The organism is Pontibacter brevis (assembly GCF_054779655.1).
On record NZ_BAAGXV010000065.1, the window covers coordinates 1 to 21,008 of the forward strand.

The following is a 21,008-nucleotide window of genomic DNA, read 5'->3' on the forward strand; positions in this document are numbered from 1 at the left end:
AAGGAACAGAAGATTGGTCAGAAAAACAGCCTGCTTCTCTAAAAAAGAGCAGAATCACTATAACGCTATGAAGCTAATATTCTATTACCGAAACCATCATACATTGTAGACCACAACCAAAATTAGTTTTATTGAAGTGGTTTTTGAGCCTGTATAGCCCTTGTTACTGCTTATGTGCCGGCAGGTTCAGGAAGAGCAGGAGAGTGCCTCGGGATACAAAGGAGAAAAAACGAAATATAGGGAAAGTTTCCTTCAGGTGGAGTAGAAATATATATACAGCTATTGCTTTAGGCTATACAGGTTCCGCCTGTCTGACAGGTTCAGCCTGCTTGATGATTCTGGCAGGATTACCGACCACAATTGCATTATCGGGTACATCCTTTACAACAACAGACCCGGCGCCGATTTTAACATTGTTGCCTATCCTGACCTCTCCGATGATACATACGTTAGAGCCTATATCCACATTGTTGCCTATGACAGGGCAACCTGAGAAGGTGCCATCATCATACCGTTTAATGCCAATTGTGGTGGACTGCCTTAATACACAGTTATCTCCGATAACAGCTCCATGTATAACAACCAAAGCCTGGCCATGGGCAAGAAAAAGGTTTTTCCCAACTCTTGCTGAATAAGGTAACTCAATGCCTAAAAACCACTCTACTACAACTTTGTAAAAGACAAGGTAGGGTGATAAGAGGAGGAGGGTGAGTTTGTTGCGGGATGCAAGTTGTGCAAGCCTGAACAGTACCAGCACTATTCTGCCTTTGATGTTCTGTTGGTTTGTGCTCCAATCCTGGAAAATATGTGACATTCTGATGAACTAAGGTTGTTTTATACTACTGTCCGTCCTGCGTATTGATTCAAGCTATTCCGCCTATATAGTGACCGTACCTTATACTTTATTCTCCTGTGTTCTGTTGTGTCGAAATGTGTTCGCCTTACATATAGTTTGTGGTACCTGCTTTAACCCCTCTAGTCTGCTGCCTTTCCATGATAACACAAACTTCTATTTGTCACTAGTGTGCTATGTTGTTTTACAGTAAGACCTGCCTCCTGCTCAGATACAATAGCAAAAGCTCATTTTACTTTACACAGTTGCTGCAATAGATCTGGGGTAACGCTCCCAAATCAGGACAGGCTGTGCCCTTCCTCCCTTACACGATTTTTGGCCGCTAGAGCATGCTGGCGCTTAAGTGTGATGCTGAGATTCCGCTGATTTTGCGCCTAAAACAATTTTCAGTATTTTTTGAAATTTTTTCATAACCACTTTACTGATAAAACAGTAAAAGGTACATCTCTGGTAAATATATCGAAAACTCTATTGTTGTATTGCCCCGGAGGTGGAATTGCCACAGAATACACTAAAAACATCAGTTCCTTTTTTAAATATCAAAATAAGAAGTTGCTATGGTACAGGTTTTTACAAGCTTAAAAAGTACTGTAGCTCCCTTGCTGTTATTCATTCGAGCATATAATGTTCATTACAATCACTAAGACCTATCACAACCCCCTTAACTATTCGTCTCACTAAACAATCACAATAAATGAAAGCAGTTATACTTGCAGGTGGCTATGGCACCAGGATAAGCGAAGAAAGCGGCGTTCGGCCGAAGCCTATGGTAGAAATCGGTGGCAAGCCGATACTGTGGCATATCATGAAATTATATTCTTATCATGGAATAAATGAGTTTATCATTTGCTGTGGCTACAAAGGCTATATGATAAAAGAGTATTTTGCCGATTACTACATGCATAATTCAGATATCACCTTTGATATGCGGAACAACAGCATGGAGGTGCACCACACACACACCGAACCATGGAAAGTAACACTGGTGGATACTGGGCTCAACACCATGACAGGCGGTCGCTTAAAGCGTGTAAAAGACCATATTGGTGATGAAACCTTCTGCATGACCTATGGCGATGGATTAAGCGACGTAAATATTTCAGACACTATCAAGTTTCACCAGGAGCAGGGCAACCTGGCTACCCTTACGGCCGTTCAGCAGCCTGGCAGGTTCGGCGCTTTTAACTTAACATCAGACGACACCAGAATCAACCATTTTCAGGAGAAGCCGAAGGGCGATGAAATGCCCTGGATTAACGGCGGTTTCTTTGTGCTGGATCCGGAGGTAATGAACTATATCCGGGATGATCAGACTACCTGGGAGCGAGAACCGTTGGAAGTAATGGCCAAGAACGGCGAGTTGTCTGCTTTCCGCCATTATGGTTTCTGGCAGCCCATGGATACCCTGCGCGACAAAAACTACCTGGAAGATATGTGGCAGGCCGGCAAAGCCCCCTGGTATGATAAAGTAACCACCAAACCAGCCCCGGTAACGCTGTAGCGCGCTCTTAATTCACCCTTAGAAAAGAATCATGATTATAGTTGACAGATATTTACAGGAACGGGAAAAAGAAGAAAATCCCATTCGTGTTGGCTTGTGGGGAGCAGGGGAAATGGCCAAAGGCCTTGTAAACCTCGTGATGAAGTATACTCCCGGCATGGAAATAACCGTCATTGCGAACCGCACCCTTAGCAAAGCCGTGGAGGCCTACGAATATACCGGCCATACTCCTGAAGTATGCAATGACTTACAGTCCCTGCAGGAATGCGTTGCCTCCGGCGGTTTAGCCGTAACTGAAAATGCGGAGCTGCTTTGCGAAGTGGAAGGACTGGATCTGTTAGTAGAATGTACTGGTACCATCCAATACGCTGCCAACCTGATCATAAAAGCCATTGAGCACAAAAGACATGTGCTGCTGTTTAACCCGGAGGTTGATGCCACTGTTGGCCCCATCCTGAAAGTGTATGCCGACAAAGCCGGTGTGATGCTGAGTGGCTGCGACGGCGACCAGCCCGGTGTTATCATGAACCTGTACCGCTTTGTGAAAGGCCTGGGGCTTACGCCGCTGATATGCGGCAATATCAAAGGGTTGCAGGACTATTACCGGAACCCAACCACGCAGGCAGGGTTTGCAGCCCGCTGGCAGTTAACCCCCGAAATGGTAACGCAGTTTGCTGACGGCACCAAAATATCCATCGAGCAGGCTTGTGTAGCGAATGCTACCGGTATGGGCGTGGCAAAGCGCGGCATGATTGGCCTGAACTACGACGGCCACATAGATGATATGACAGGTATGTATGATGTGGAGGAGCTTAAGCGCCTCGGTGGCATTGTGGACTATGTGGTGGGGCCAAAACCCGGACCAGGCGTATTCGTTTTCGCCACCACCGACGACCCGAAGATAAAGCACTACATGGAGTATGGTAAGTTAGGCACAGGCCCGCTGTACTCTTTCTACACGCCGTACCACCTCATTTACGCTGAGATTCCTTTTTCCATCGCCCGTATGGTGCTGTTCAACGACATCATCATGGCGCCTATCGCCGGGCCGGTAGTAGAGGTAGTCACTTTCGCAAAAACAGAGCTGAAGGCCGGAAAGGTTTTAGATGGCCTTGGTGGCTACGATACCTACGGCCAGTGCGAGAATGCGACCACCGCCCGCCAGGAGAACCTGCTGCCGATAGGTCTGGCAGAAGGCGCCAGGGTAAAACGCGACCTGCCACGGGACCACGTGCTTACATTTGACGATGTAGAGCTGCCGGAGGATAACCTCGTGCAGCGCTTGTACCGGGAACAGACCCAAATGTTCTTTCCGGAACTACAGCCTAAAGCGGCTATAGCTGAATAACACATCTTGCAGTCATTTTCAGAAAACCAATTTTATGATCGAAGCAATTCAAGCCAAAACCGATAACCGGATTTTGCAGGAAGATATGGTCGCTATTTTCGAGCAGCTGACCGAACAGGAAAAAGACAAGCTTCGGGACTCCTCCATCCTGCTGACCGGGTGTGGCGGTTTCCTGGGCTATTATTTCATGCACTTCTTTTCGCACTTTGCCCAGGAGCTACAAATCAAGCGCATCATCGCGCTCGAGAACTTCCTGACAGGCACCAAAGACTGGCTGGACAACCTCGTCAGCAGCAATCCAGACCTGATAGAATTGCATGAGTTCAATGTGATTACAGATTCGGTAGAGGATGTGCCTGGTGCCGCTGAAGCAGATGTTGTCATACACATGGCCTCTATTGCTTCGCCTACCTTTTACCGCATTTACCCGATAGAAACCGTAGACGCCAACATTACAGGCCTGCGCCGCCTGCTGGACTTTTATGCGGATAAGCAGCTGAAAGGCTTCCTTTTCTTCTCGAGCAGCGAGATTTATGGAGATCCCTTCCCGGAATTTATTCCGACGAAAGAAGATTACAGGGGCAACGTTGCCTCCATTGGCCCCCGCGCCTGTTACGACGAGGCCAAGCGATTTGGGGAAACCCTTTGCTACCTGTTCGCCCAGAAGCACAACATGTCTATAGGCATTGCCCGTCCGTTTAACAACTACGGCCCGGGCATGAACATCAACGACAAACGCTTGCCGGCTGATTTTGCCAAGGCCGTGATAGAAGGCCGCGACCTGGAGATTCTTTCTGATGGCACGCCCACCCGCACGTTCTGTTATATCTCTGATGCCATTACCGGCTATCTGAAGGTGTTGCTGTACGGTGAGTTTGACGTGTTCAACATTGGCATGGACAGACCTGAAATTTCAGTAAAAGAGTTTGCCGAGATCTTCAACAGGGAGGGGAAAGCCATCTTTGATTACCAGGGACAGATCTCCTTTAAGGTGTCAGCTGATAAAGATTACCTGACAGATAACCCGAACCGGCGCTGCCCGGACATCAGCAAAGCAAGAGAAATACTCCAGTACAAACCTACGGTGCTGGTGCAGGACGGCATCCGTCGTTACCTGAAGTTCCTTCACATCAATAACGGCACACTATAATGATAACAGTACTAGGACTTGGATTTGTAGGCCTGACCACGGCTTTAGGCTTCAGTAAGAAAGGCTTTAAGGTATATGGCATCGACGTAAACCAGCAGCGGGTTAACAGCATCAGGCAATACGAGGTGCCGTTTTACGAGCCACACCTGGATGAGGTACTACGGGAAGAGTTAGGCAGCAACTTTATTGTAGACGCTTCTCTGCAAGAAGCCGTAAATGATAGCAAAGTGATTATCATTTGTGTAGGTACGCCGGGTAATGGCGACGGCAGCGCTGACCTGACGTATTTGCTGGACGCCGTGAAGCAGGTATTTGAGGCAAGCGAAGGCGACTTTAAAGTCATTGTCACAAAGTCTACGGTGCCGCCATCTACTGTCTCTAAAAAGGTAAAGCCCTACGTAGACCAGCTGAATGTGCAGTATAAAAAGCCAATAGGCCTGGCTTCTAACCCCGAGTTTCTCCGGGAAGGCTATGCCTGGGACGATTTTATGAACCCGGACCGCGTGGTCATCGGCGTGGAAGACGAAGCCTCCAAAGAGTTGCTGAACCAGATTTACCTGCCTTTCAATGCGCCGGTGCACTATGTGTCTTATAACTCAGCAGAATATATAAAATACCTGTCCAACACGCTGCTGTCTACCCTAATCAGCTTCTCTAACGAGATGGCCATGATTGCCGAGCACATCGGTGACATTGACGTGCCGGCAGCCTTTAAAATACTGCACCAGGACAAGCGCTGGACGGGCACACCTGCTGCCATGGCCAGTTATGTGTACCCCGGCTGCGGTTACGGCGGGTATTGCCTGCCCAAAGACACAGCCGCGTTAGCCAGCATTGCCCGGGAAAATGGTTTCACGCCAAAAATCCTGGAAGGCAACCTGCAGATAAACGAAGAAGTGAAAGACTTTGCCGCTGATAAAATAGCAGCAGTGGTGCCGAAAGAAAATACAATCGGCATTCTTGGCCTGTCGTTCAAGAGCGGTTCTGATGACGTGCGCCTGAGCCCGAGCAAATTTATAATTGAGAAGCTGCTGGAGAAAGGCTACACAAATATCATAGCCTATGACCCGATGGCCAACGATGTATTTGCGAAGGAATACAACCTGCCGATTGCTTACGCCGATTCCCTGGAAGCGCTGGTAGAAAAGGCTGATGAACTGGTGCTGCTCACAAGCTGGAGCGAGTTCAGGCAAAACAAGGCCCTGGTAACAAGCAAGCGCCTGTTCGACTTCCGCTATTTATTTGCCGACCTGCCGGACTCTACTGTAGTGGGTGCGGTAAATACCTAAAATTGTGCAATTGACAAACCGCAGTTAACAGCAGTACGTAATTAGCCTAACGCTTTAAACCTACATAAAACACCCTCTCATAAATGAAGCTTATCACCCAGTATGCAAACGGCCCTATCTCATTTGAGTCAAATTTTTTTGAAGATGAGCGGGGTGTTTTTCTGAAGGTTTTTAATACAGATAATGCATTCCTGAACAACTATACAGTAAGGCAGATCAACCATGTCGTTACAGTTGAAAAACATACACTGCGTGGCCTGCACTACCAACAGGGGGAGGCGGCGGAGGCTAAAATATTCAGAGTAGTGCAAGGGGCTGCCCAGATCGCTTTTGTAGACGTACGGCCTGCGTCCGCAACTTATCTGCAGGCTTCTACCGTGTTGCTGGACCATGCCAGGCTGGCAATCTCCATTCCAAGGGGCTTTGCCACCGGTTACCTGACCTTGATGGACAATACCGCAGTGCTGTATACGGCCGATAATGACTACAACATTCAGGCGGAAGCAGGATTATTATGGAGTGATCCAAAGCTAGAAATAGATTGGGCTGAAAAGAACCCGATATTATCAGAAAAAGACAAGGCTTGGCCGCTGGTAAAGGAGCAGGTTTCTGAATAAATGAAGAATGTGTTTGAGTTGCGCTTTTGTAGGTTGTATATGCCCCGCACCAGGGGGTTATCAGAGGCTGGCGTACGCCACACCTTGCTTAAGGGCATCAATCAAATTGAGTTTTAGAAAAGATCCACTATGAAGAAATTCTATGACATGATTGTGGTGATGCCTGTCGGGCCTAATTGCCCGATGGACATCGTCTCTGATAACATTGACAGTATTACCTATTACACCAAGTGTAGCTACAAAATTGTTTTCATAGTTGAGCCCGCAGCAGCAATAGGAGCCGAAATAAAACGTAAGTATCCGGCTGTTGATGTGCTTTACTCCCCAAAAAGATTTCCCAAAAATGGTGGCCTGTATGTAAAAGTAGCCATAGCATACCGCCATGTGGTGGAGAACTACCGGTTCGATGCTTTACTGCGCATGGATGCCGATGCCCTGATAATTGGTGAAAATCCTGAGGTAGAAGCCATCCGGATGTTCAAGTCTAACCCTAACATAGGAATTGCCGGGCAGTACCCCTCCAATTATGATGGTACTCCCTGGGATATTTCCTGGGGAAGGGGCGAAATTCTCAAGGCGATAAGTTGGCAATTGATCCGCCGCCCCAGGGGAAATTTCTCCATCCTGAATTTGTACCTGAAAGCATTAAAATACGGCTACACTGCCGGAGACTTTGTATTCGGAGGCGTTTGCTTTTTAAGTGAGCCGTTTCTCGTCAAGATGTATGAGGAAGGGTATCTGCCAAGCTATAACCTCGGGAAATGCTACCTCGAAGAGGACCATATCTTTAGCCTGATTGCCAAAGCATTTGGCTTCGGGTTTGGTGACCTGGCCTCCGGCAGGCTTCCTTTCGGTTGCGCGTGGCTTACATTGCCTGCCTCGCCGGAGCAACTCCGCAGGGACGGAAAAAAAATTATCCATTCCACCCGGTCCTGGAAAGACATAAAAGAAAAGCAGGTTCGGGAGTATTTTCGTGCACAACGGCAGGAGGTAAGCCTGGCTTTAACCAAAACAGAATAAAGCCAGCAATAAAGGGTGAGGCCTCCCTGCATCGTGGTACTAACAATTTCTGAGGAGTTATATGAGGTGTTCTCTCCGGATAAGGCCCTGCATTCAAGTTTAAGACATGCCTTTTACCTTTTCACATCCTGCCATTGTTCTTCCCTTTCAGTACTTTCCTGAAAGATGGCGATCCATGACAGGGTTGATCATCGGCAGTATGGCCCCTGATTTCGAAAAGTTTATCCGGATGCAGGCGTATGATGCCTACAGCCATACCTGGAGAAGTATATTTTACTTTAACCTTCCAATAGCACTGATTCTTGCTTTTCTGTTTCACTTAGTTGTCCGGGACCAGCTGATTGACCACCTGCCTGCCTTTTTGCAAAAGCGGTTCATCCGGTTTAAGAACTTTGATTGGAAGAAGCACTTTCGGAAGCATTATGTAGTCATTATCTTATCGATTCTGGTAGGCACTGTGTCTCATATTGCCTGGGATGCCTTCACGCATCGTGATGGCCTGTTTGTAAGGTGGTTTCCTGTGCTTTTAGAATATATGTCAATTGGACCAGTAAGCGTAGGCATTTTTAATTTCCTGCAGATAAGCTTTTCTATTATTGGATTACTGGTTGTGCTTTATGTTTTATTCACGTTTCCGGAAAAGCGCGTTCAGAATCTGCCTGGCAGTACAAGCAGGAAAGCTTGGTTTTGGGTTGTTTTTACGCTGATTGCCTTTGTGATAACTGTTATCAGGTATGTGGTCGGCTACCACCTCAGTTACCTTTCAAACTTTGTGGTGGTAATGATTTCAGCCGGATTGCTCAGCCTGCTCATTACCTCTCTGCTTTTCAGAATAAAAAAGCCTTCTGGCAACGCGAACGTATTCTGTATACTGCTTGCTTTTTCAGTTCACCTCCCTGTACAGGGTGTGTAGGACGGACATCAGGTAGTGGAATTTCAAATTGCGCCTGATGGTATGAATATTCCTGATTATGTATTAGATTAATGTTTTAATCACATTCACATATCTAAATCAACTGCCTTATTTATGAATTATAAAAAACTGAACCTGTTTGCCCTCTGCCTGTTGGTATTGTGGGTGCTGAATGCCGTGCCTGCCCTTAGCCAGGCGACCAAACCTAACCTGCAGCAGTTAAAGATTTTCCATCTGAAAGATAAAAGCCAGGAGGAACGGCTGGACAACTACCTGCAGAACGCTTACCTGCCCGCCCTGCATCGTGCAGGCATCAGCAAAGTAGGAGTATTCAAGCCTGCCGAAAGTACCGGCACAAATGCACCCGCTCCTACAGAGCAACTGGTTTATGTATTGATTCCACTTTCTTCTCCGGAACAGTTCTACAAACTAGATGAGACGCTGGCAAAAGACAAGCAATACACCGCTGCCGGAAAAGAATATCTGGATGCTCCTCATAACAACCCGCTGTATAGCCATTTCGAGACTATTCTGTTAGATGCTTTTGTGGGTATGAAGGGCGTAAGTGCTCCGAAGCTGAATTCTGCGCCACAGGAAAGGATCTATGAGTTGCGCAGCTACGAAGCAGCCACTGAAAAACTGCACCAGAACAAGGTGGATATGTTCAACAAAGGAGAAATCAAACTTTTTGATCGGCTGGGCTTCAATGCTGTATTCTATGGTCGTGTGTTAGCCGGAAGCAAGATGCCGAACCTCATGTACATGACTACTTTCGAGAACATGGTAGAGCGGGAAAAGCACTGGAACGCTTTTAGAGAAGACCCGGAGTGGAAAAAGATGAGTGCCATGCCGGAATATGCTAACAACGTCTCCCATGCCGATATTTACCTGCTTCACCCAACCTCTTATTCTGATATATAAAAAGACAGAATAACATATTCATTGCCCCAACGGCGTAAAAAAAGAATCCCTGGCCTCTTATAAAGGCCAGGGATTCTTTTTTAAGATGTGCAGGAAAGGGCTTTTATTTTTACATGCTCATTTTCTGAAGAAACTGATAGTTGTGCTTTACACTGTCCATGGCTGCACCGGCATACTCTTCCTGCTCTACAAAGAAGTACTTCATGGCCGACTTGTCAGCGTTCTGCAGCATGCGCTTTATGTTGATGGCGCCTTTGCCAAATTCAGTGCTCTCCCTTTTTGTCCTGTCCATATCTTTCAGGTGCCAGAGCGGGAAACGGCCCGGGTACTTCTCAAAGTAGGTCACGGGATCATTCCCGGTTAAGATAACCCAGCCCAGATCCAGCTCCATTTTCACCAGTTCAGGGTCTGTTTCGTCTAACAGCACATCGTACAGCACCTGCCCGTTTTCTTTTTCAAACTCGTACTCGTGGTTGTGGTAGCCGAACATCATGCCTGCTTTTTTGCAATCTTCTGCGGCCTTCGAGAACATATCTGCTACATGCTTATAATTAGACACTGTTTGCCCTCTTGATGGGAGAGAGGAGCAGATAAGGTAATCCTGCCCGGTTTCGGCTGCGGCAGCTACTGTACGGTCCCAGTCTTTGTCGATGTGTACGTGGCCGCTTCGCAGCGTCATACCCAGGTCCTCTGTTATTTTCTTTATTTCTTTAGGCTGCAGGCCATAGTACAGCCCCTTCTCGCTGCGTGCAGACTCCAGTTCCTTATAGCCGATTTTGGCAAGTTGCTTTAAAGTGCCCACTGCATCGGCCAGCATTTCCTTGCGTACCGTGTAGAGCTGTATCCCCACGTTATTTACCTTGGCTGTTCCTTTGGCGGCCGCTGCCAGGTTTGGGAGAAGGAGCGCACCTAGTGCCAGTGCGCCTGAACTCTTAAGAAAGTCGCGTCTTGTGTTCATGGTTTTGATTTAGAAGTATCTGCAAAATTTGAGTTTGATATTATCCAGGCTAGATTTAAAGGGAGTAAGTAACTGTAAAACAGTGATATGTGTCACTTGGCCACAGCCTGCACTGCATCCGAATTACTGATAAAGGCCACCTTCTTACTGTCCGGTGACCAGGAGGGGGTGTTGATAGTGCCCTGGCCTCCGTATAAATAGGCCATCACTTTTGGCTCTCCGCCGCCAACCGGCATCATGCGCAGGTACACGTGCTTGTAAAAAGGGTGGTCGCCGGGCTCTACTTCTTCTTTCAGGAACGAGAGGAAGACAATAGACTTGCCATCCGGTGAAATATGGGGGAACCAGTCATGGAACTCACCATTTGTTACGGCTTCCTGATCGCTGCCGTCTGCTTTCATACGCCAGATTTGCATTGGCCCGTTGCGGTTGGAGTTGAAGTAAATGTACTTGCCGTCCGGGGTATACTCCGAACCATCGTCCAGCCCCCTGGCATTAGTCAAGTTCACTTCTTTGCCGCCTTTTGCAGGCACCCGGAAAATATCCCACTCTCCATTGCGCTCGGCGGTAAAAATAAGGTTCTTGCCATCCGGAGAAAAACTGTGAAGGTAGGAAGGACCCTTTGGCGTCACCTGCTTTGGTGCTCCGCCTGTTACAGGGACCGTATATATAATGGAGCCGCCCAGTTCCTCTACGCCACTGCTCAGGCCCAGCGTTTTGCCATCGAAAGACAGCACATGGTCATTGTTGTTGTTGGTGACTTTGCCGGTGTTCAGCTTTTTGGGCTGGCGCGTGGCCAAATCAAAAGTATAGATTAATCCGTCAGAGTTGTAGATCAGGGTTTTGCCATCCGGTGTCCAGTTTGGGGCCTGTATGGAGTTGGGAGCTGTATAGATAATTTCCCTGTCGCCGGTGTTTACGTCCAGTATTTCCAGGTTGCTGCCCAGGTACTGCCGGTACTGCACAAGGTCATCCGGGGCTGGTACCGTAATACGCACATCACTGAAAATCCCTTTTTCCAGCACATCCTTGTTATGCGATCCCACAAATAAGCCAACGTATACATCATCACCTAAATTCATGTGGCTAACCTCTTTTGTAACAAACGGGTGTCCGAATTTAGCGACACGCATGGTGTAGGTGTTGCCTTTTCTTGCCAGCTGAATCACATCGGCGCCTGTTACATCCGAGCGGATTTCTTTGGTGCTGTCGCCTTTTGCTTCACGGTACTGCAGCGCAGTTAGCCCGTCGCCATGCACCACTGCGTTAACATGTGGGGCGTTTCCTTCCAGATTGGAGCGCACCATCCAACCAACTTTCCGGTGCGGGTCAACGCCCTCTCCCACAAATCTGGCACGGGTGTAGAGAATGAAGTCACCGGACATGCGCTTCCAAAGGTAGTGGAACTCGTCCTTGTCGAACCAGACGTTGTACCCTGAACCCGCTACCTCGTATTGCTGCGTTTCAGGCTTATAAGTGGCAGAGCCTGGCTTCAGCACGTTGCCTACATCTGTGCTGCCTTCAAACTCACCGATTTGTTTTTGCTGAGAGTTGGCAGGAAAGGTGAGCGAAACCAATATACCGACACAAAAAAAGAGGGTGCTCCATGTGGTCTTTTTCATTCCATGATGGCGATTAGAAGTGATAATTCATTAACTTATTAATATAGGAAGAATCTCTTTACTATTCTAAAAATCAGTACATTAATTACTGGCTAAGCGCCAGCCCCGGCAGGACGACAAGAATTGGAACCTTATTGCTTTCATGCAAACACCTTATAAACAGGAAGGCCCCTGACGATCATCAGAGGCCTTCTTGTAATGGGTACGAATCATTTTGCTCTTACTGTGACCACTCGGTTGGTTCACGGTCCCAGCGGTGCTGCTTCAGTTCATCCAGCAGGTCTTTTGGCAGTCCTTTTCCGTCGCTGGCGCTGAGGTTAGACTTCACGTGTGCTGCCTTGCGCATACCTGGAATGGTGGTGCTCACATCCGGGTTGCTTAGGATAAAGCGCAGTGCCATTTCAGGCATTGTCATGCCTTGCGGTACCAGCGGCTTCAGGCGGTCAGCGTGTTCTACACTGGAGTTGAGGTTCTCTGGTACAAAGTAGGTGCTGCGCCAGTCATCTTCCGGGAAAGTGGTTTCTTTAGTGAAAGTTCCGGTAAGGGTGCCCTCGTCAAATGGTACACGGGCAATGGTGGCAACATCCAGCTCTCTGCAAAGCGGGAAAAGTGTGTCTTCTGGGGCCTGGTCAAAAATGTTGTAGATAACCTGTACGCTGCTGATGTGGCCTGTGAGCAGGGTGTCTAGTACATTCTCCGGCTCCCAGCGGTTCACGCTCACGCCCATGTGCTGTACCTTACCTTCTCTTTTCAGCTGCTCCACAGCCCGTTGCCACTCTTCATGATCTGCCCAACTGTCTTCCCACACATGAAACTGCTGCAGGTCAATGGTCTCCACGCCAAGGTTTTTGATGCTCTTTTCAGTGTATTCAATAATGTGGGACGCCGGGAAGCAATCTTCCAGTTTGTACTCAGCCTTTGAAGGCCATTTCATATTTTTGGGCGGGATCTTGGTTGCCACATACAGCCGCTTTTCCGGGTGGCGCTTCAGCAGGCGGCCCAGGATCTGCTCGCTTTTGCCGGCGCCGTAACCCCAGGCAGTGTCAAAAAAGTTGCATCCGCCTTCCACGGCAATATCCAGGGAGCGGTCGGATTGGGCATCGTCAGATTCCGTCCATCCTGCCATCCCCCACATGCCATACCCGATTTCGCTTACGTTCCAGCCCGTGCGGCCAAATCTTCTATATTCCATAGTCGTCGTTAAATTGTAGAAAGTAAATATAAGAAAAGCCCGCTATATATAAGGAGCCCCTGCCCAAACATACGCAGGTTCTGCCTGTGCGGACAAAACAGCGCGCGATCGTTTAAGAACTGCTCTTCAGGAAGGTGTGGTAGTGCCAGCAGGCGCTGCCGCCACCAAACGTGGCTAGTAAATAAACGGGAGCTGTGTGAAGAGGTCAGTAAACTGCAGCATGCAGTGAAGTAGATGTGCGCCCGCTAAAAATAACGCTATAAAAGAAAAAGCTCCGGCTCATCAGAACCGAAGCTTTTCTTTTATAGAATAGCAGACCTAAAAGTGTCTTTAGTCTTTGCTTACTACCTCCTGTATTTTTGCCTTCACAGCAGGGTCGCTCTCATAGGCAGCCATAATCTTTTCATATTTTTCTACTGTCAGCCCTTCTTCTTCTATCGCCTCCTGCACTCTTTCTCTTGTTTCAGGCTGAATTTTTACAACGCGTTGCGCTGCATTACTGAAGGCCGAAATCTCTTCAGTGTCTTCGGCAACCTCTTCCAGTTTTTGTGCACGGTGTGCCTTTGCCAGTTCGTTAAAGCGGTCTACTGTCAGGTTTTCGCTCTCAATAGCGGCTACCAAAGAGTCGCGGCTCGCTTTCTGGATTTCTGTAACGGTTGAGTTTGCCTCTACAAACTTCTCTAAATCAGCATCAGAAAATTCCTGGGCAGATTGCTGTTGTGTTTCAGTTTGGGGAGTTGCTGCCTGCTGCGCAAAAGCGGCTTGGCCAAAAGACATAGATGCTGCTACTACTACAGCGGCAAGAGTCCCTTTCTTAATTAGTACCATAATGGAGTTTTTAGGATTGGGTTAAAAATAGGTTTAGACGATTGGGTACCTTTTTTTGTAACGGAAACATAAGTAAAAAGGCTGCAAAAGCGTGCGAAGAAAGTTTTCACATTCCCACTCGTAGCGTAATTTAACCAATTACAATGCCAAAGTCAAAACCACTGCTGCCTTTCCTGCTACATAGAATCAGAATATGCCCTGGCTCTTTTTGATTTTGCAGCTTCCTGTGGGCCGGAACTGAGAGGCTGCCGCACCATGCGCAACTCAGAGAAAATGCCGGCTCCTGCTGTTAGGATTCCGGCTCCCAGCAACACTGCTTCTGCCCCGAACATATCGCTGAAAAGGCCTGCTGCCACGGCACCGGCCACGTACCCGAAATCGCGCCAAAACCGGAAAATGCCCAGGCTCTGCGACCGCTGGCTGGGATGTGTGTTATCTGCCACCAAGGTCAGGAAGGTGGGGTAAACCATGGCTGTTCCGGTACCTACTGCTGCAAGGGCTATCAGTATCAAAGTGTAAGAGCCTGTAAAGAAAAGAGCGGAAATAGCCCCACCCTGTAGCAGCATGCCCAGGCACAGCAGCTTCTTTCTGGAGTAGGTATCGCCTAACTTGCCCGTAAACAGCTGCCCGATACCCCACACAGCGGGATAAATACCCGCCAGCAAGCCAATTTCCACCAGCGAATAGCCTTTTGAACCGAGTACCATTGGCAGTAATCCCCATAGTACGCCGTCATTTATTTTTGTCACAAAGCCGTTTAGTGTAACAGGACCCAGGTTTGTGTGGCGCCAGGTGGTGTCTTTCCACACACTCTGCAACAACAACACCGTGCTTTTAGCTGCCTCTGCCTGCACATGCGCATGCGTATCGCGCACCACAAAAAGCACCAGAAGCACGCCTGCTAAAGAGAAGGCGATACCCGGCAGAAAAGCATAGGTTACCTCGCCGGTGGAAGAGGCAATATAGCCTGCCAGAAAGGAGGCAAGACCTACTGCCAGGTAGCCGGCAAACTCATTGATGCCCATAGCAAGCCCACGGTTCTTTTCACCTACCATGTCCAGCGTCATCACAATGCTGGAGGTCCAGGCCAGGCCCTGGTTAATACCCAGCAGCAGGTTAGCCAACAGTACCCACCACCAGCTGCTGGCATAAAGCAGGAGCCAGGGTACCGGCAGTGCAAAAAGCCATCCGGCCAGCAGTAGCTGCCTGCGCGTGAAACGCAGCGAAAGCTGCCCCATTAGTACATTGGCCACAGATTTAGCCAGTCCGAAGGCTACAATAAAAGAAAGGATAGCCGTGTGCCCGTTCAGGCCGAAAACAGTTTCGGCAAATTTTGGAATAACGGAGCGCTCCAGCCCCACCATTGCCCCAACAAAGCCAGTCATCAACATTAACAGCCAGAACTGTCCGGCATTCTCCTTCAAGCCCGGTTGGGTATTCGTTTTGGTCATGATATATTCCTTAAGCACCTTTATTTTCCCTTTGCCTTGTAGAACAAGCCAAAGGGAAACATAACCGGCTTCAAAATTAAGGGAATAAGTCCGTAGCTGAAAGGCTGCTGCTGGTTTACTTGTATGTTTAGAAAAGAGCAGGTATTAACAGGTGCAGGTTGGCTTATAAAAGCTTTGTACATGAAACACAGCTGTGGCAAGAGGTGTTTATGCAGCTGTTTTATACGTCCTCGCTGCTTACTTCTTTGTATTTAACTGCGATGGGCTTGGGATCTACCTTTCTGCCATGGTTGTTTGCATAGGACTTTGTTACTTCTGCACCCAGAAGTAATATAATGGAGGAGTAGAATACCCACAGGAGCAGTATAACCAGCGAGCCTGCGGCGGCATATATACCAATCAATTGCACATTGCTTAATACATAGTTGATTATCTGCTTTCCTATCAAAAACAGGATAGAAGTAATCACCCCGCCTGCCAGTGCATCTTTCCAGGCAACCCTGGCATCTGGTAAAACTTTATGTACCGCTGTGAAAAAGATCAACACCACCGACAGGTAAAATACGGTATTGATGGTGCGGACGGCAGGAGTAAGGTACTCCTCGAAAACATCAAACAGCTCCTCGCTGTAGATAGCGATTAATGTATCGAGTAGAAGGCTGATGGAAAGCAGCAGGCCCAGGCCTACTACCATGGCCAGTGCTATCAGCCTGTATTTTAGTAGTCTTAACAGATTTACTCCGGGCTTTACCTTTACCTGCCATATAGCATTGAGCCCCTTCTGCATCATAAAGAAAATAATAGATGCGCTTTGCATTACCATGATAATGCCTATCAGTACGCCCCAAAAGCCGGCAGGTATGTTTGTTGCGTTCTGAAGTACGGTATCTGCCTGCTCGGCAGCCTCAGCACTAATGAGTTGCTCCACTTCTTTAACGACCTCCTGTCTTACAGCATCTTCTGAAAAGAAAATTGAACCGACCAGCGTCAGCACAATCAGGATGGCAGGCAGGGAGAATATTGTAAAAAACGCAATGGCAGCGCTATACACAATTGGCTGATTTCCCCTGAAATTACGCTTGGTATCTTTTAATATCTGCCAGGCTTTGTTTAAAAATTTCTTCACGTGCAACTCTCTTTAAAAAGCAGGATAAGCAGCAAACCACTTTCCTTACATAACGAGTTGCTGTTCCGGGGGTTAGCGTGAATGTAAGATTACAGTGCGGCAAGGGCTTGATAAGCTTCAGGCATGTGTTCTCTCTGCCAACTCTAAGAGCAGGGGGAAGTGGCCATAAATTTCCCAGCCTGTGTTTAAAACCTGTGGCGGTAATTTCCCAATGAAGAAGTTTGTCTGCAGCTTATCCAGCTGTGGAGCAAAAAAAAAGCCCCCGCAAGGCGAAGGCTTTTTAACAATAGGATTACCTATTCGTTCACTAGTCTTTTGAAGCGTCACCGCCTCTTTCGTTCATTCGGACAACGCCTTTCTGGCCTTGTGCATTGGCCATAGTCACTTCATAAACTGCCTTGCCTTCTGCGCTTCCTTCGGCAGGGGTCACTTTATGAATTTCTTCTACTGTCCAATCCTTATATGTATCACTTTCCAGAGCTGCTTTCACCGGCGCTGGAAGTTGGTCTTTTGTTACCTTTTCCTTTTTTTCTTCCTGACCCTGCTGCGTTGTTGGCGTCTGGCCTTGCTGGGTAGAAGTCTGAGCATTGGCATCAAGGGAAGAAACACCAAATAATGCGATGGCTGCTGCTAAAAAAGTCACTTTGTTCATAGTCGTATTATTTAAGTTCGCTTTCCTCCTTAGCAGAATCGTGCCAAAACTATATAGGTGTGTTTAACTTATTGCTGTAAAGCCTGTTAAGCAGTATTTAAGATGTTTGTTCTATAGGTGGGGTATGATAACAGTTGTGTGAGTTCCGCCACACTTTGTGGAATATTTCTACAAAGTGTGGAAGTTTGTGTGGCATTTTTGCGCCTGATTACTCACTATTACTGTGCCTGGCAGTAGCACGGACTGCTGGTTTATGTTATCTTCGCTGAAGGACTGTGCCATCAGGTCCGGCTTATGGCTGTGATGAAGCTATTTATCGTACCTGATACTTTAAAGGCTATTGAATGAACAGCTTTAGCAGGTGCTGTATAACATGCAGCCACTTTGCGGCTAAAGCTTATAAAAAATAGATGCTATATAAAAAGTTAACGCTATGCTTTCTACAAACTCCTCTATTCTCTTAGCGCTTCAGAACCACGACGCTGCTGTTAACTGGCAGCAACTTCTGTCAGACATCATCAAAGCGTTTGATTGCAGTACCGGAACAATTCATATCCTGAACAAAAGCACCGGGCTCCTGGCACTGAAAGCCTATGAGGGTATCCCACCTTTTTTACTTCCTAAAATGACTGCCATTCCGATAGGAAAGGGAATGGCTGGAATTGCTGCTGAACGAAAAGAGCCTGTGGAAATGTGTAACCTGCAAACAGACAGTTCTGGTGTGGCGCGGCCTGCGGCAAAGGAGACAAAGGTGGAGGGTTCTATAGCTGTACCGCTGTTACTGGATGGAGACTTATACGGTACCCTTGGAATAGCGAAACCGGTACCTTATGATTTCACGGAAGAGGAAACAAACGACCTGATGCGTATCGGAGAGGAGATGAGCCGCTATATAAAAGCTAACCCGGAGCAAGCCTCCTGATGCTTTTATAAATTTGAATTGCCACTAGCTTTTGCTGTGACTGCAGCAAAAGCTAGCGGTAATATGAGAGACGGAAAGTGATTTCTTTCTCATCACAGTAATCCGGAGATTAAATTCCGGATTACTTCCAGTTTATCCTTCCTGTGCTTCGGGAACTGCTGCTAGTGCAAGACAGTAATTCTAAAGGCTGTTCTGTACTATCTTTCATACACATGCTCAGCCCCGAATCATCCCTACCCAGTCCGCGGCATCTTCGAACGTAATAAATTGTTCCACCTCGATTACTGACTTGTGGTTTTCCTTTAAGTTATTTGAGATACTCTCAAACAATAAACCGCTCTGCGTATCTTTTTCTATAATGCGAGCCAGCTTTTTCAGCGAACCACCTGCAAGAGCAGGAGCCAACTGCTGCAGCACCGGCTTCTGCAGATGAATAGGAAAACCTGCCAGCTTTTTTGAATCCGCTATCCAGCACTCCACAGCATAATCCCGCACTAATTTCACAAACAATTCACCTGCTTCCCTATACTCTGTTGCAGCAGGCATAAGAATCCATTCTGTATACATCAGTTTCACGTTAAGGTCTATCCAGAGATGGAAGCACTTATTCTCCATTTCTAAGATGTTTTCTGGCAACACCAGTGTGTCTTTTGTTAATACAGAATTTTCCATTGCCCTATCTGAAAGAAGCCTTGCACATAGAAGTAAGGTACTGTATTTAATTATAAAAAATAATATTTTATTAATAAATATTATGGCTCTACATAACATCCTTAGTACTAGAAGGGGGCAAGTGGTGCAGCCTGATCTTGAAAAGGTTTTATTTTACATGCTCCTCTTCATGTTTGAGGTTGCCAGGGCAGGGCAGTAACTGAGCCCTGATTGAAAAGCTTGAGATAAACTGCTGCTTCGTAAGTGAAAAAAGTAGCTGAACACGCTACAGTGGGAGAGAGAAGCGTTCTGTAACTACTGGTTTAAAAGCCAGTCATACGCTTGGTTCTTACTAGTGAACATCCTCACCTCGAAAGGAGCATTCAGTTTTTGGGTGGCTTCGTTGGCAACACTTACCACTCTTTCTTCATAATTAACGGGGGCAGTATTTAGGCGTGCTAGTTTTTGCAGCCGGGCTTTTGTAAGATTTGCCAGAAACTGAGTCACAACAACTTTATAGGCAGCATCATCTATTCCTCCAACCTCCGCCTGGCTGCTATCGAGCAGCAGTTTTTTTATGTCGTAGCTTTGAACATTCTCTGCTATAACCTCTAATGAACGTTCGATTTCAGGCACTCCAAAAGCTACAGCATCGGGTAGTTCTACACTTAGCACATCTGTAGCAGGAGTATAGTCGAGGGTTATTAAGCCGTTTTTATAAATAATCATAACCAGATTTATCAATCAAAGATACATTAAATTTCACGTGCTTAGCTGATAGGCGAATTAAGTTAAGATGATGTATTTCATTTCCTTTAAACTTAGGCGTTCGACTGGTATTGCCTTTGGGTTGCTCTTCTAGTAACTAATACGTAGACTTTTTTTCTCCACCGCTCCCGGGATATTCCCAGCAATAACCTTGGATTTACTGTTCCCTAAAGATAATTGAGTGCTCACTCATACAGTGTGTGTATATACACGGTATTTATCACACTTTATTTATATTTCCTGACACAAGATCGTAAGTACTTCTACCTATGTTGAAAATCATTTAGAATACAAAAAAATCACTGTCCGACCGGTACAGGTAGAAGGGTGTTTGAGCAGCTATTTTACCTTAAACGGGAAAAAAGGACGCAAAGCTGTTTGCTTGCCTCGTACGAGTTTCAGCATTGCTAAACCAGAGGTGCGCTCCCCGGAAATTTGTGAGGGCGCAGATAATGGAAATTAGCGAAGGAACTGTCAGTTCAATTTTTTTTAACCATTAACGGAGTATTATGTCAAACCTTACAAATTTTGAAGGAAAGGGCTACAGGCCCGGTGGGGGGCTGAAGAGTTCCCGCAGGAGTTTCCTGCAATACGGCGGGGCCGCTCTGGCTACTTCCGCAATTCTACTCTCAGGCTGCGAGCAGCTGGAGGAGTTTATTCCGCCGAAGAACCCAAATACCGCTAAGAAAGTGAGTCTTGGGAGCGGGGACATCGGCATCCTTAATTATGCCTATGCACTGGAGCAACTGGAGGCAGCTTTCTATACCAAAGTAGCATTGCTGGGTTTTTATGCCGGTGCAACGCTTGAGGAAATAAGAGTGCTGGAAGACGTACGGCAGCATGAAGTAGCTCACCGCGAGTTTTATGAGGCAGCCTTAGGCAATAATGCTATCAAAAAGCTGGAGTTCGACTTTAGCATGGTTGATTTCAGAGACAGAAGCAGTGTGCTCCAGACTGCCAAAACTTTCGAAGACCTTGGTGTGGCGGCCTATAACGGTGCAGGTCCGCTTCTTAAAAACCCTGACTTCCTGGTGGTAGCCGGTAAAATTGTGTCGGTGGAGGCGCGGCACGCGGAGGCAATCTACGACCTTATTGCGCCGAATGATGCTTTTGTGGACTTCATTAACGATGGATTGGATGAGGCATTACCTCCTTCTCAGGTTCTGCAGATGGCAGCCCCTTTTATTGTGACTGAGATTGACGCGAGTAATTTACCTACAGCTTAA

Annotated in this window: 20 protein-coding genes and 1 pseudogene; 11 read left to right on the top strand and 10 right to left on the bottom strand. The window is 47.2% G+C overall.

The window, feature by feature from the left end; translation table 11 throughout:
- A pseudogene (locus ACYVB1_RS14130) lies at positions 1–109 on the top strand (IS1 family transposase); the annotation flags it as partial.
- Between the two features lie 183 nt (positions 110–292).
- Here ACYVB1_RS14130 and ACYVB1_RS14135 read toward each other — a convergent pair.
- Positions 293–814 (bottom strand): serine acetyltransferase, encoded by a 522-nt coding sequence (locus tag ACYVB1_RS14135; protein ID WP_460924426.1) that lies wholly within the window; start codon positions 812–814, stop codon positions 293–295.
- Between the two features lie 733 nt (positions 815–1,547).
- Between ACYVB1_RS14135 and rfbF the strand changes: the two genes are divergently transcribed.
- The 8 genes from rfbF (at position 1,548) to ACYVB1_RS14175 (ending at position 9,612) form a co-directional block, all read left to right on the top strand.
- Positions 1,548–2,354, top strand: coding sequence for a glucose-1-phosphate cytidylyltransferase (gene rfbF, locus ACYVB1_RS14140; RefSeq protein ID WP_460924427.1), 807 nt, complete (start codon positions 1,548–1,550; stop codon positions 2,352–2,354).
- A gap of 31 nt (positions 2,355–2,385) precedes the next feature.
- A complete protein-coding gene (locus ACYVB1_RS14145) occupies positions 2,386–3,702 on the top strand; it encodes an NAD(P)H-dependent oxidoreductase (protein WP_460924428.1) in 1,317 nt (438 codons plus the stop codon).
- Positions 3,703–3,736: 34 nt separating this feature from the next.
- Positions 3,737–4,852, top strand: a complete 1,116-nt coding sequence (locus tag ACYVB1_RS14150) for an NAD-dependent epimerase/dehydratase family protein (protein ID WP_460924429.1) — start codon at positions 3,737–3,739, stop codon at positions 4,850–4,852.
- The gene (locus ACYVB1_RS14155) at positions 4,852–6,141 is read left to right on the top strand and encodes a UDP-glucose dehydrogenase family protein (RefSeq protein ID WP_460924430.1); all 1,290 of its coding nucleotides are present in this window, start codon (positions 4,852–4,854) and stop codon (positions 6,139–6,141) included. Before ACYVB1_RS14150 ends, ACYVB1_RS14155 begins: the two co-directional genes overlap by 1 nt.
- An 83-nt stretch (positions 6,142–6,224) precedes the next feature.
- A complete protein-coding gene (locus ACYVB1_RS14160) occupies positions 6,225–6,758 on the top strand; it encodes a dTDP-4-dehydrorhamnose 3,5-epimerase family protein (protein ID WP_460924431.1) in 534 nt (177 codons plus the stop codon).
- Between the two features lie 129 nt (positions 6,759–6,887).
- Positions 6,888–7,778 carry a hypothetical protein gene (locus tag ACYVB1_RS14165; protein WP_460924432.1) on the top strand — a complete coding sequence of 297 codons (891 nt, stop codon included), beginning with the start codon at positions 6,888–6,890 and terminating at the stop codon, positions 7,776–7,778.
- 106 nt (positions 7,779–7,884) lie between these two features.
- On the top strand, positions 7,885–8,691 hold the full coding sequence (locus ACYVB1_RS14170; protein WP_460924433.1) for a DUF4184 family protein: 807 nt from the start codon (positions 7,885–7,887) through the stop codon (positions 8,689–8,691).
- 114 nt (positions 8,692–8,805) lie between these two features.
- On the top strand, positions 8,806–9,612 hold the full coding sequence (locus ACYVB1_RS14175) for an NIPSNAP family protein (protein WP_460924434.1): 807 nt from the start codon (positions 8,806–8,808) through the stop codon (positions 9,610–9,612).
- Between the two features lie 109 nt (positions 9,613–9,721).
- On the opposite strand, the gene ACYVB1_RS14180 is transcribed toward ACYVB1_RS14175, so the two are convergent.
- The 7 genes from ACYVB1_RS14180 to ACYVB1_RS14210 form a co-directional block, all read right to left on the bottom strand.
- Positions 9,722–10,570 carry a sugar phosphate isomerase/epimerase family protein gene (locus ACYVB1_RS14180; RefSeq protein WP_460924435.1) on the bottom strand — a complete coding sequence of 283 codons (849 nt, stop codon included), beginning with the start codon at positions 10,568–10,570 and terminating at the stop codon, positions 9,722–9,724.
- Positions 10,571–10,662: 92 nt separating this feature from the next.
- Positions 10,663–12,192, bottom strand: coding sequence for a biopolymer transporter TolR (locus ACYVB1_RS14185; protein ID WP_460924436.1), 1,530 nt, complete (start codon positions 12,190–12,192; stop codon positions 10,663–10,665).
- A gap of 220 nt (positions 12,193–12,412) precedes the next feature.
- A complete protein-coding gene (locus ACYVB1_RS14190) occupies positions 12,413–13,384 on the bottom strand; it encodes an aldo/keto reductase (RefSeq protein WP_460924437.1) in 972 nt (323 codons plus the stop codon).
- Positions 13,385–13,714: 330 nt separating this feature from the next.
- On the bottom strand, positions 13,715–14,212 hold the full coding sequence (locus ACYVB1_RS14195; RefSeq protein WP_460924438.1) for a DUF4168 domain-containing protein: 498 nt from the start codon (positions 14,210–14,212) through the stop codon (positions 13,715–13,717).
- 176 nt (positions 14,213–14,388) lie between these two features.
- Positions 14,389–15,663: an MFS transporter gene (locus ACYVB1_RS14200; RefSeq protein ID WP_460924439.1), complete on the bottom strand. Its 1,275-nt coding sequence runs from the start codon at positions 15,661–15,663 to the stop codon at positions 14,389–14,391.
- Positions 15,664–15,883: 220 nt separating this feature from the next.
- A complete protein-coding gene (locus ACYVB1_RS14205; RefSeq protein ID WP_460924440.1) occupies positions 15,884–16,789 on the bottom strand; it encodes a YihY/virulence factor BrkB family protein in 906 nt (301 codons plus the stop codon).
- Between the two features lie 307 nt (positions 16,790–17,096).
- Complete coding sequence (locus ACYVB1_RS14210; RefSeq protein ID WP_460924441.1) at positions 17,097–17,441, bottom strand: hypothetical protein; 345 nt, start codon at positions 17,439–17,441, stop codon at positions 17,097–17,099.
- A gap of 433 nt (positions 17,442–17,874) precedes the next feature.
- On the opposite strand from ACYVB1_RS14210, the gene ACYVB1_RS14215 reads away from it, so the two are divergent.
- Positions 17,875–18,363, top strand: coding sequence for a GAF domain-containing protein (locus tag ACYVB1_RS14215; protein WP_460924442.1), 489 nt, complete (start codon positions 17,875–17,877; stop codon positions 18,361–18,363).
- A 216-nt stretch (positions 18,364–18,579) separates the two neighbouring features.
- On the opposite strand, the gene ACYVB1_RS14220 is transcribed toward ACYVB1_RS14215, so the two are convergent.
- Both ACYVB1_RS14220 and ACYVB1_RS14225 read right to left on the bottom strand, forming a co-directional pair.
- Positions 18,580–19,035 carry a hypothetical protein gene (locus tag ACYVB1_RS14220; RefSeq protein ID WP_460924443.1) on the bottom strand — a complete coding sequence of 152 codons (456 nt, stop codon included), beginning with the start codon at positions 19,033–19,035 and terminating at the stop codon, positions 18,580–18,582.
- Positions 19,036–19,329: 294 nt separating this feature from the next.
- Positions 19,330–19,743 carry a hypothetical protein gene (locus ACYVB1_RS14225; protein WP_460924444.1) on the bottom strand — a complete coding sequence of 138 codons (414 nt, stop codon included), beginning with the start codon at positions 19,741–19,743 and terminating at the stop codon, positions 19,330–19,332.
- Between the two features lie 548 nt (positions 19,744–20,291).
- Here ACYVB1_RS14225 and ACYVB1_RS14230 point away from each other — a divergent pair.
- Positions 20,292–21,008 (top strand): ferritin-like domain-containing protein, encoded by a 717-nt coding sequence (locus tag ACYVB1_RS14230; RefSeq protein ID WP_460924445.1) that lies wholly within the window; start codon positions 20,292–20,294, stop codon positions 21,006–21,008.

Bases quoted from the DNA above. Each gene is read 5' to 3' on its own strand.
- ACYVB1_RS14210 (WP_460924441.1), bottom strand. From the start codon at position 17,441: ATGAACAAAGTGACTTTTTTAGCAGCAGCCATCGCATTATTTGGTGTT.
- ACYVB1_RS14185 (WP_460924436.1), bottom strand. From the start codon at position 12,192: ATGAAAAAGACCACATGGAGCACCCTCTTTTTTTGTGTCGGTATATTG.
- ACYVB1_RS14135 (WP_460924426.1), bottom strand. From the start codon at position 814: ATGTCACATATTTTCCAGGATTGGAGCACAAACCAACAGAACATCAAA.
- ACYVB1_RS14160 (WP_460924431.1), top strand. From the start codon at position 6,225: ATGAAGCTTATCACCCAGTATGCAAACGGCCCTATCTCATTTGAGTCA.
- ACYVB1_RS14200 (WP_460924439.1), bottom strand. From the start codon at position 15,663: ATGACCAAAACGAATACCCAACCGGGCTTGAAGGAGAATGCCGGACAG.
- ACYVB1_RS14155 (WP_460924430.1), top strand. From the start codon at position 4,852: ATGATAACAGTACTAGGACTTGGATTTGTAGGCCTGACCACGGCTTTA.
- ACYVB1_RS14170 (WP_460924433.1), top strand. From the start codon at position 7,885: ATGCCTTTTACCTTTTCACATCCTGCCATTGTTCTTCCCTTTCAGTAC.
- rfbF (WP_460924427.1), top strand. From the start codon at position 1,548: ATGAAAGCAGTTATACTTGCAGGTGGCTATGGCACCAGGATAAGCGAA.
- ACYVB1_RS14215 (WP_460924442.1), top strand. From the start codon at position 17,875: ATGCTTTCTACAAACTCCTCTATTCTCTTAGCGCTTCAGAACCACGAC.
- ACYVB1_RS14225 (WP_460924444.1), bottom strand. From the start codon at position 19,743: ATGATTATTTATAAAAACGGCTTAATAACCCTCGACTATACTCCTGCT.
- ACYVB1_RS14195 (WP_460924438.1), bottom strand. From the start codon at position 14,212: ATGGTACTAATTAAGAAAGGGACTCTTGCCGCTGTAGTAGTAGCAGCA.
- ACYVB1_RS14230 (WP_460924445.1), top strand. From the start codon at position 20,292: ATGTCAAACCTTACAAATTTTGAAGGAAAGGGCTACAGGCCCGGTGGG.
- ACYVB1_RS14190 (WP_460924437.1), bottom strand. From the start codon at position 13,384: ATGGAATATAGAAGATTTGGCCGCACGGGCTGGAACGTAAGCGAAATC.
- ACYVB1_RS14165 (WP_460924432.1), top strand. From the start codon at position 6,888: ATGAAGAAATTCTATGACATGATTGTGGTGATGCCTGTCGGGCCTAAT.
- ACYVB1_RS14150 (WP_460924429.1), top strand. From the start codon at position 3,737: ATGATCGAAGCAATTCAAGCCAAAACCGATAACCGGATTTTGCAGGAA.
- ACYVB1_RS14220 (WP_460924443.1), bottom strand. From the start codon at position 19,035: ATGGAAAATTCTGTATTAACAAAAGACACACTGGTGTTGCCAGAAAAC.
- ACYVB1_RS14180 (WP_460924435.1), bottom strand. From the start codon at position 10,570: ATGAACACAAGACGCGACTTTCTTAAGAGTTCAGGCGCACTGGCACTA.
- ACYVB1_RS14145 (WP_460924428.1), top strand. From the start codon at position 2,386: ATGATTATAGTTGACAGATATTTACAGGAACGGGAAAAAGAAGAAAAT.
- ACYVB1_RS14175 (WP_460924434.1), top strand. From the start codon at position 8,806: ATGAATTATAAAAAACTGAACCTGTTTGCCCTCTGCCTGTTGGTATTG.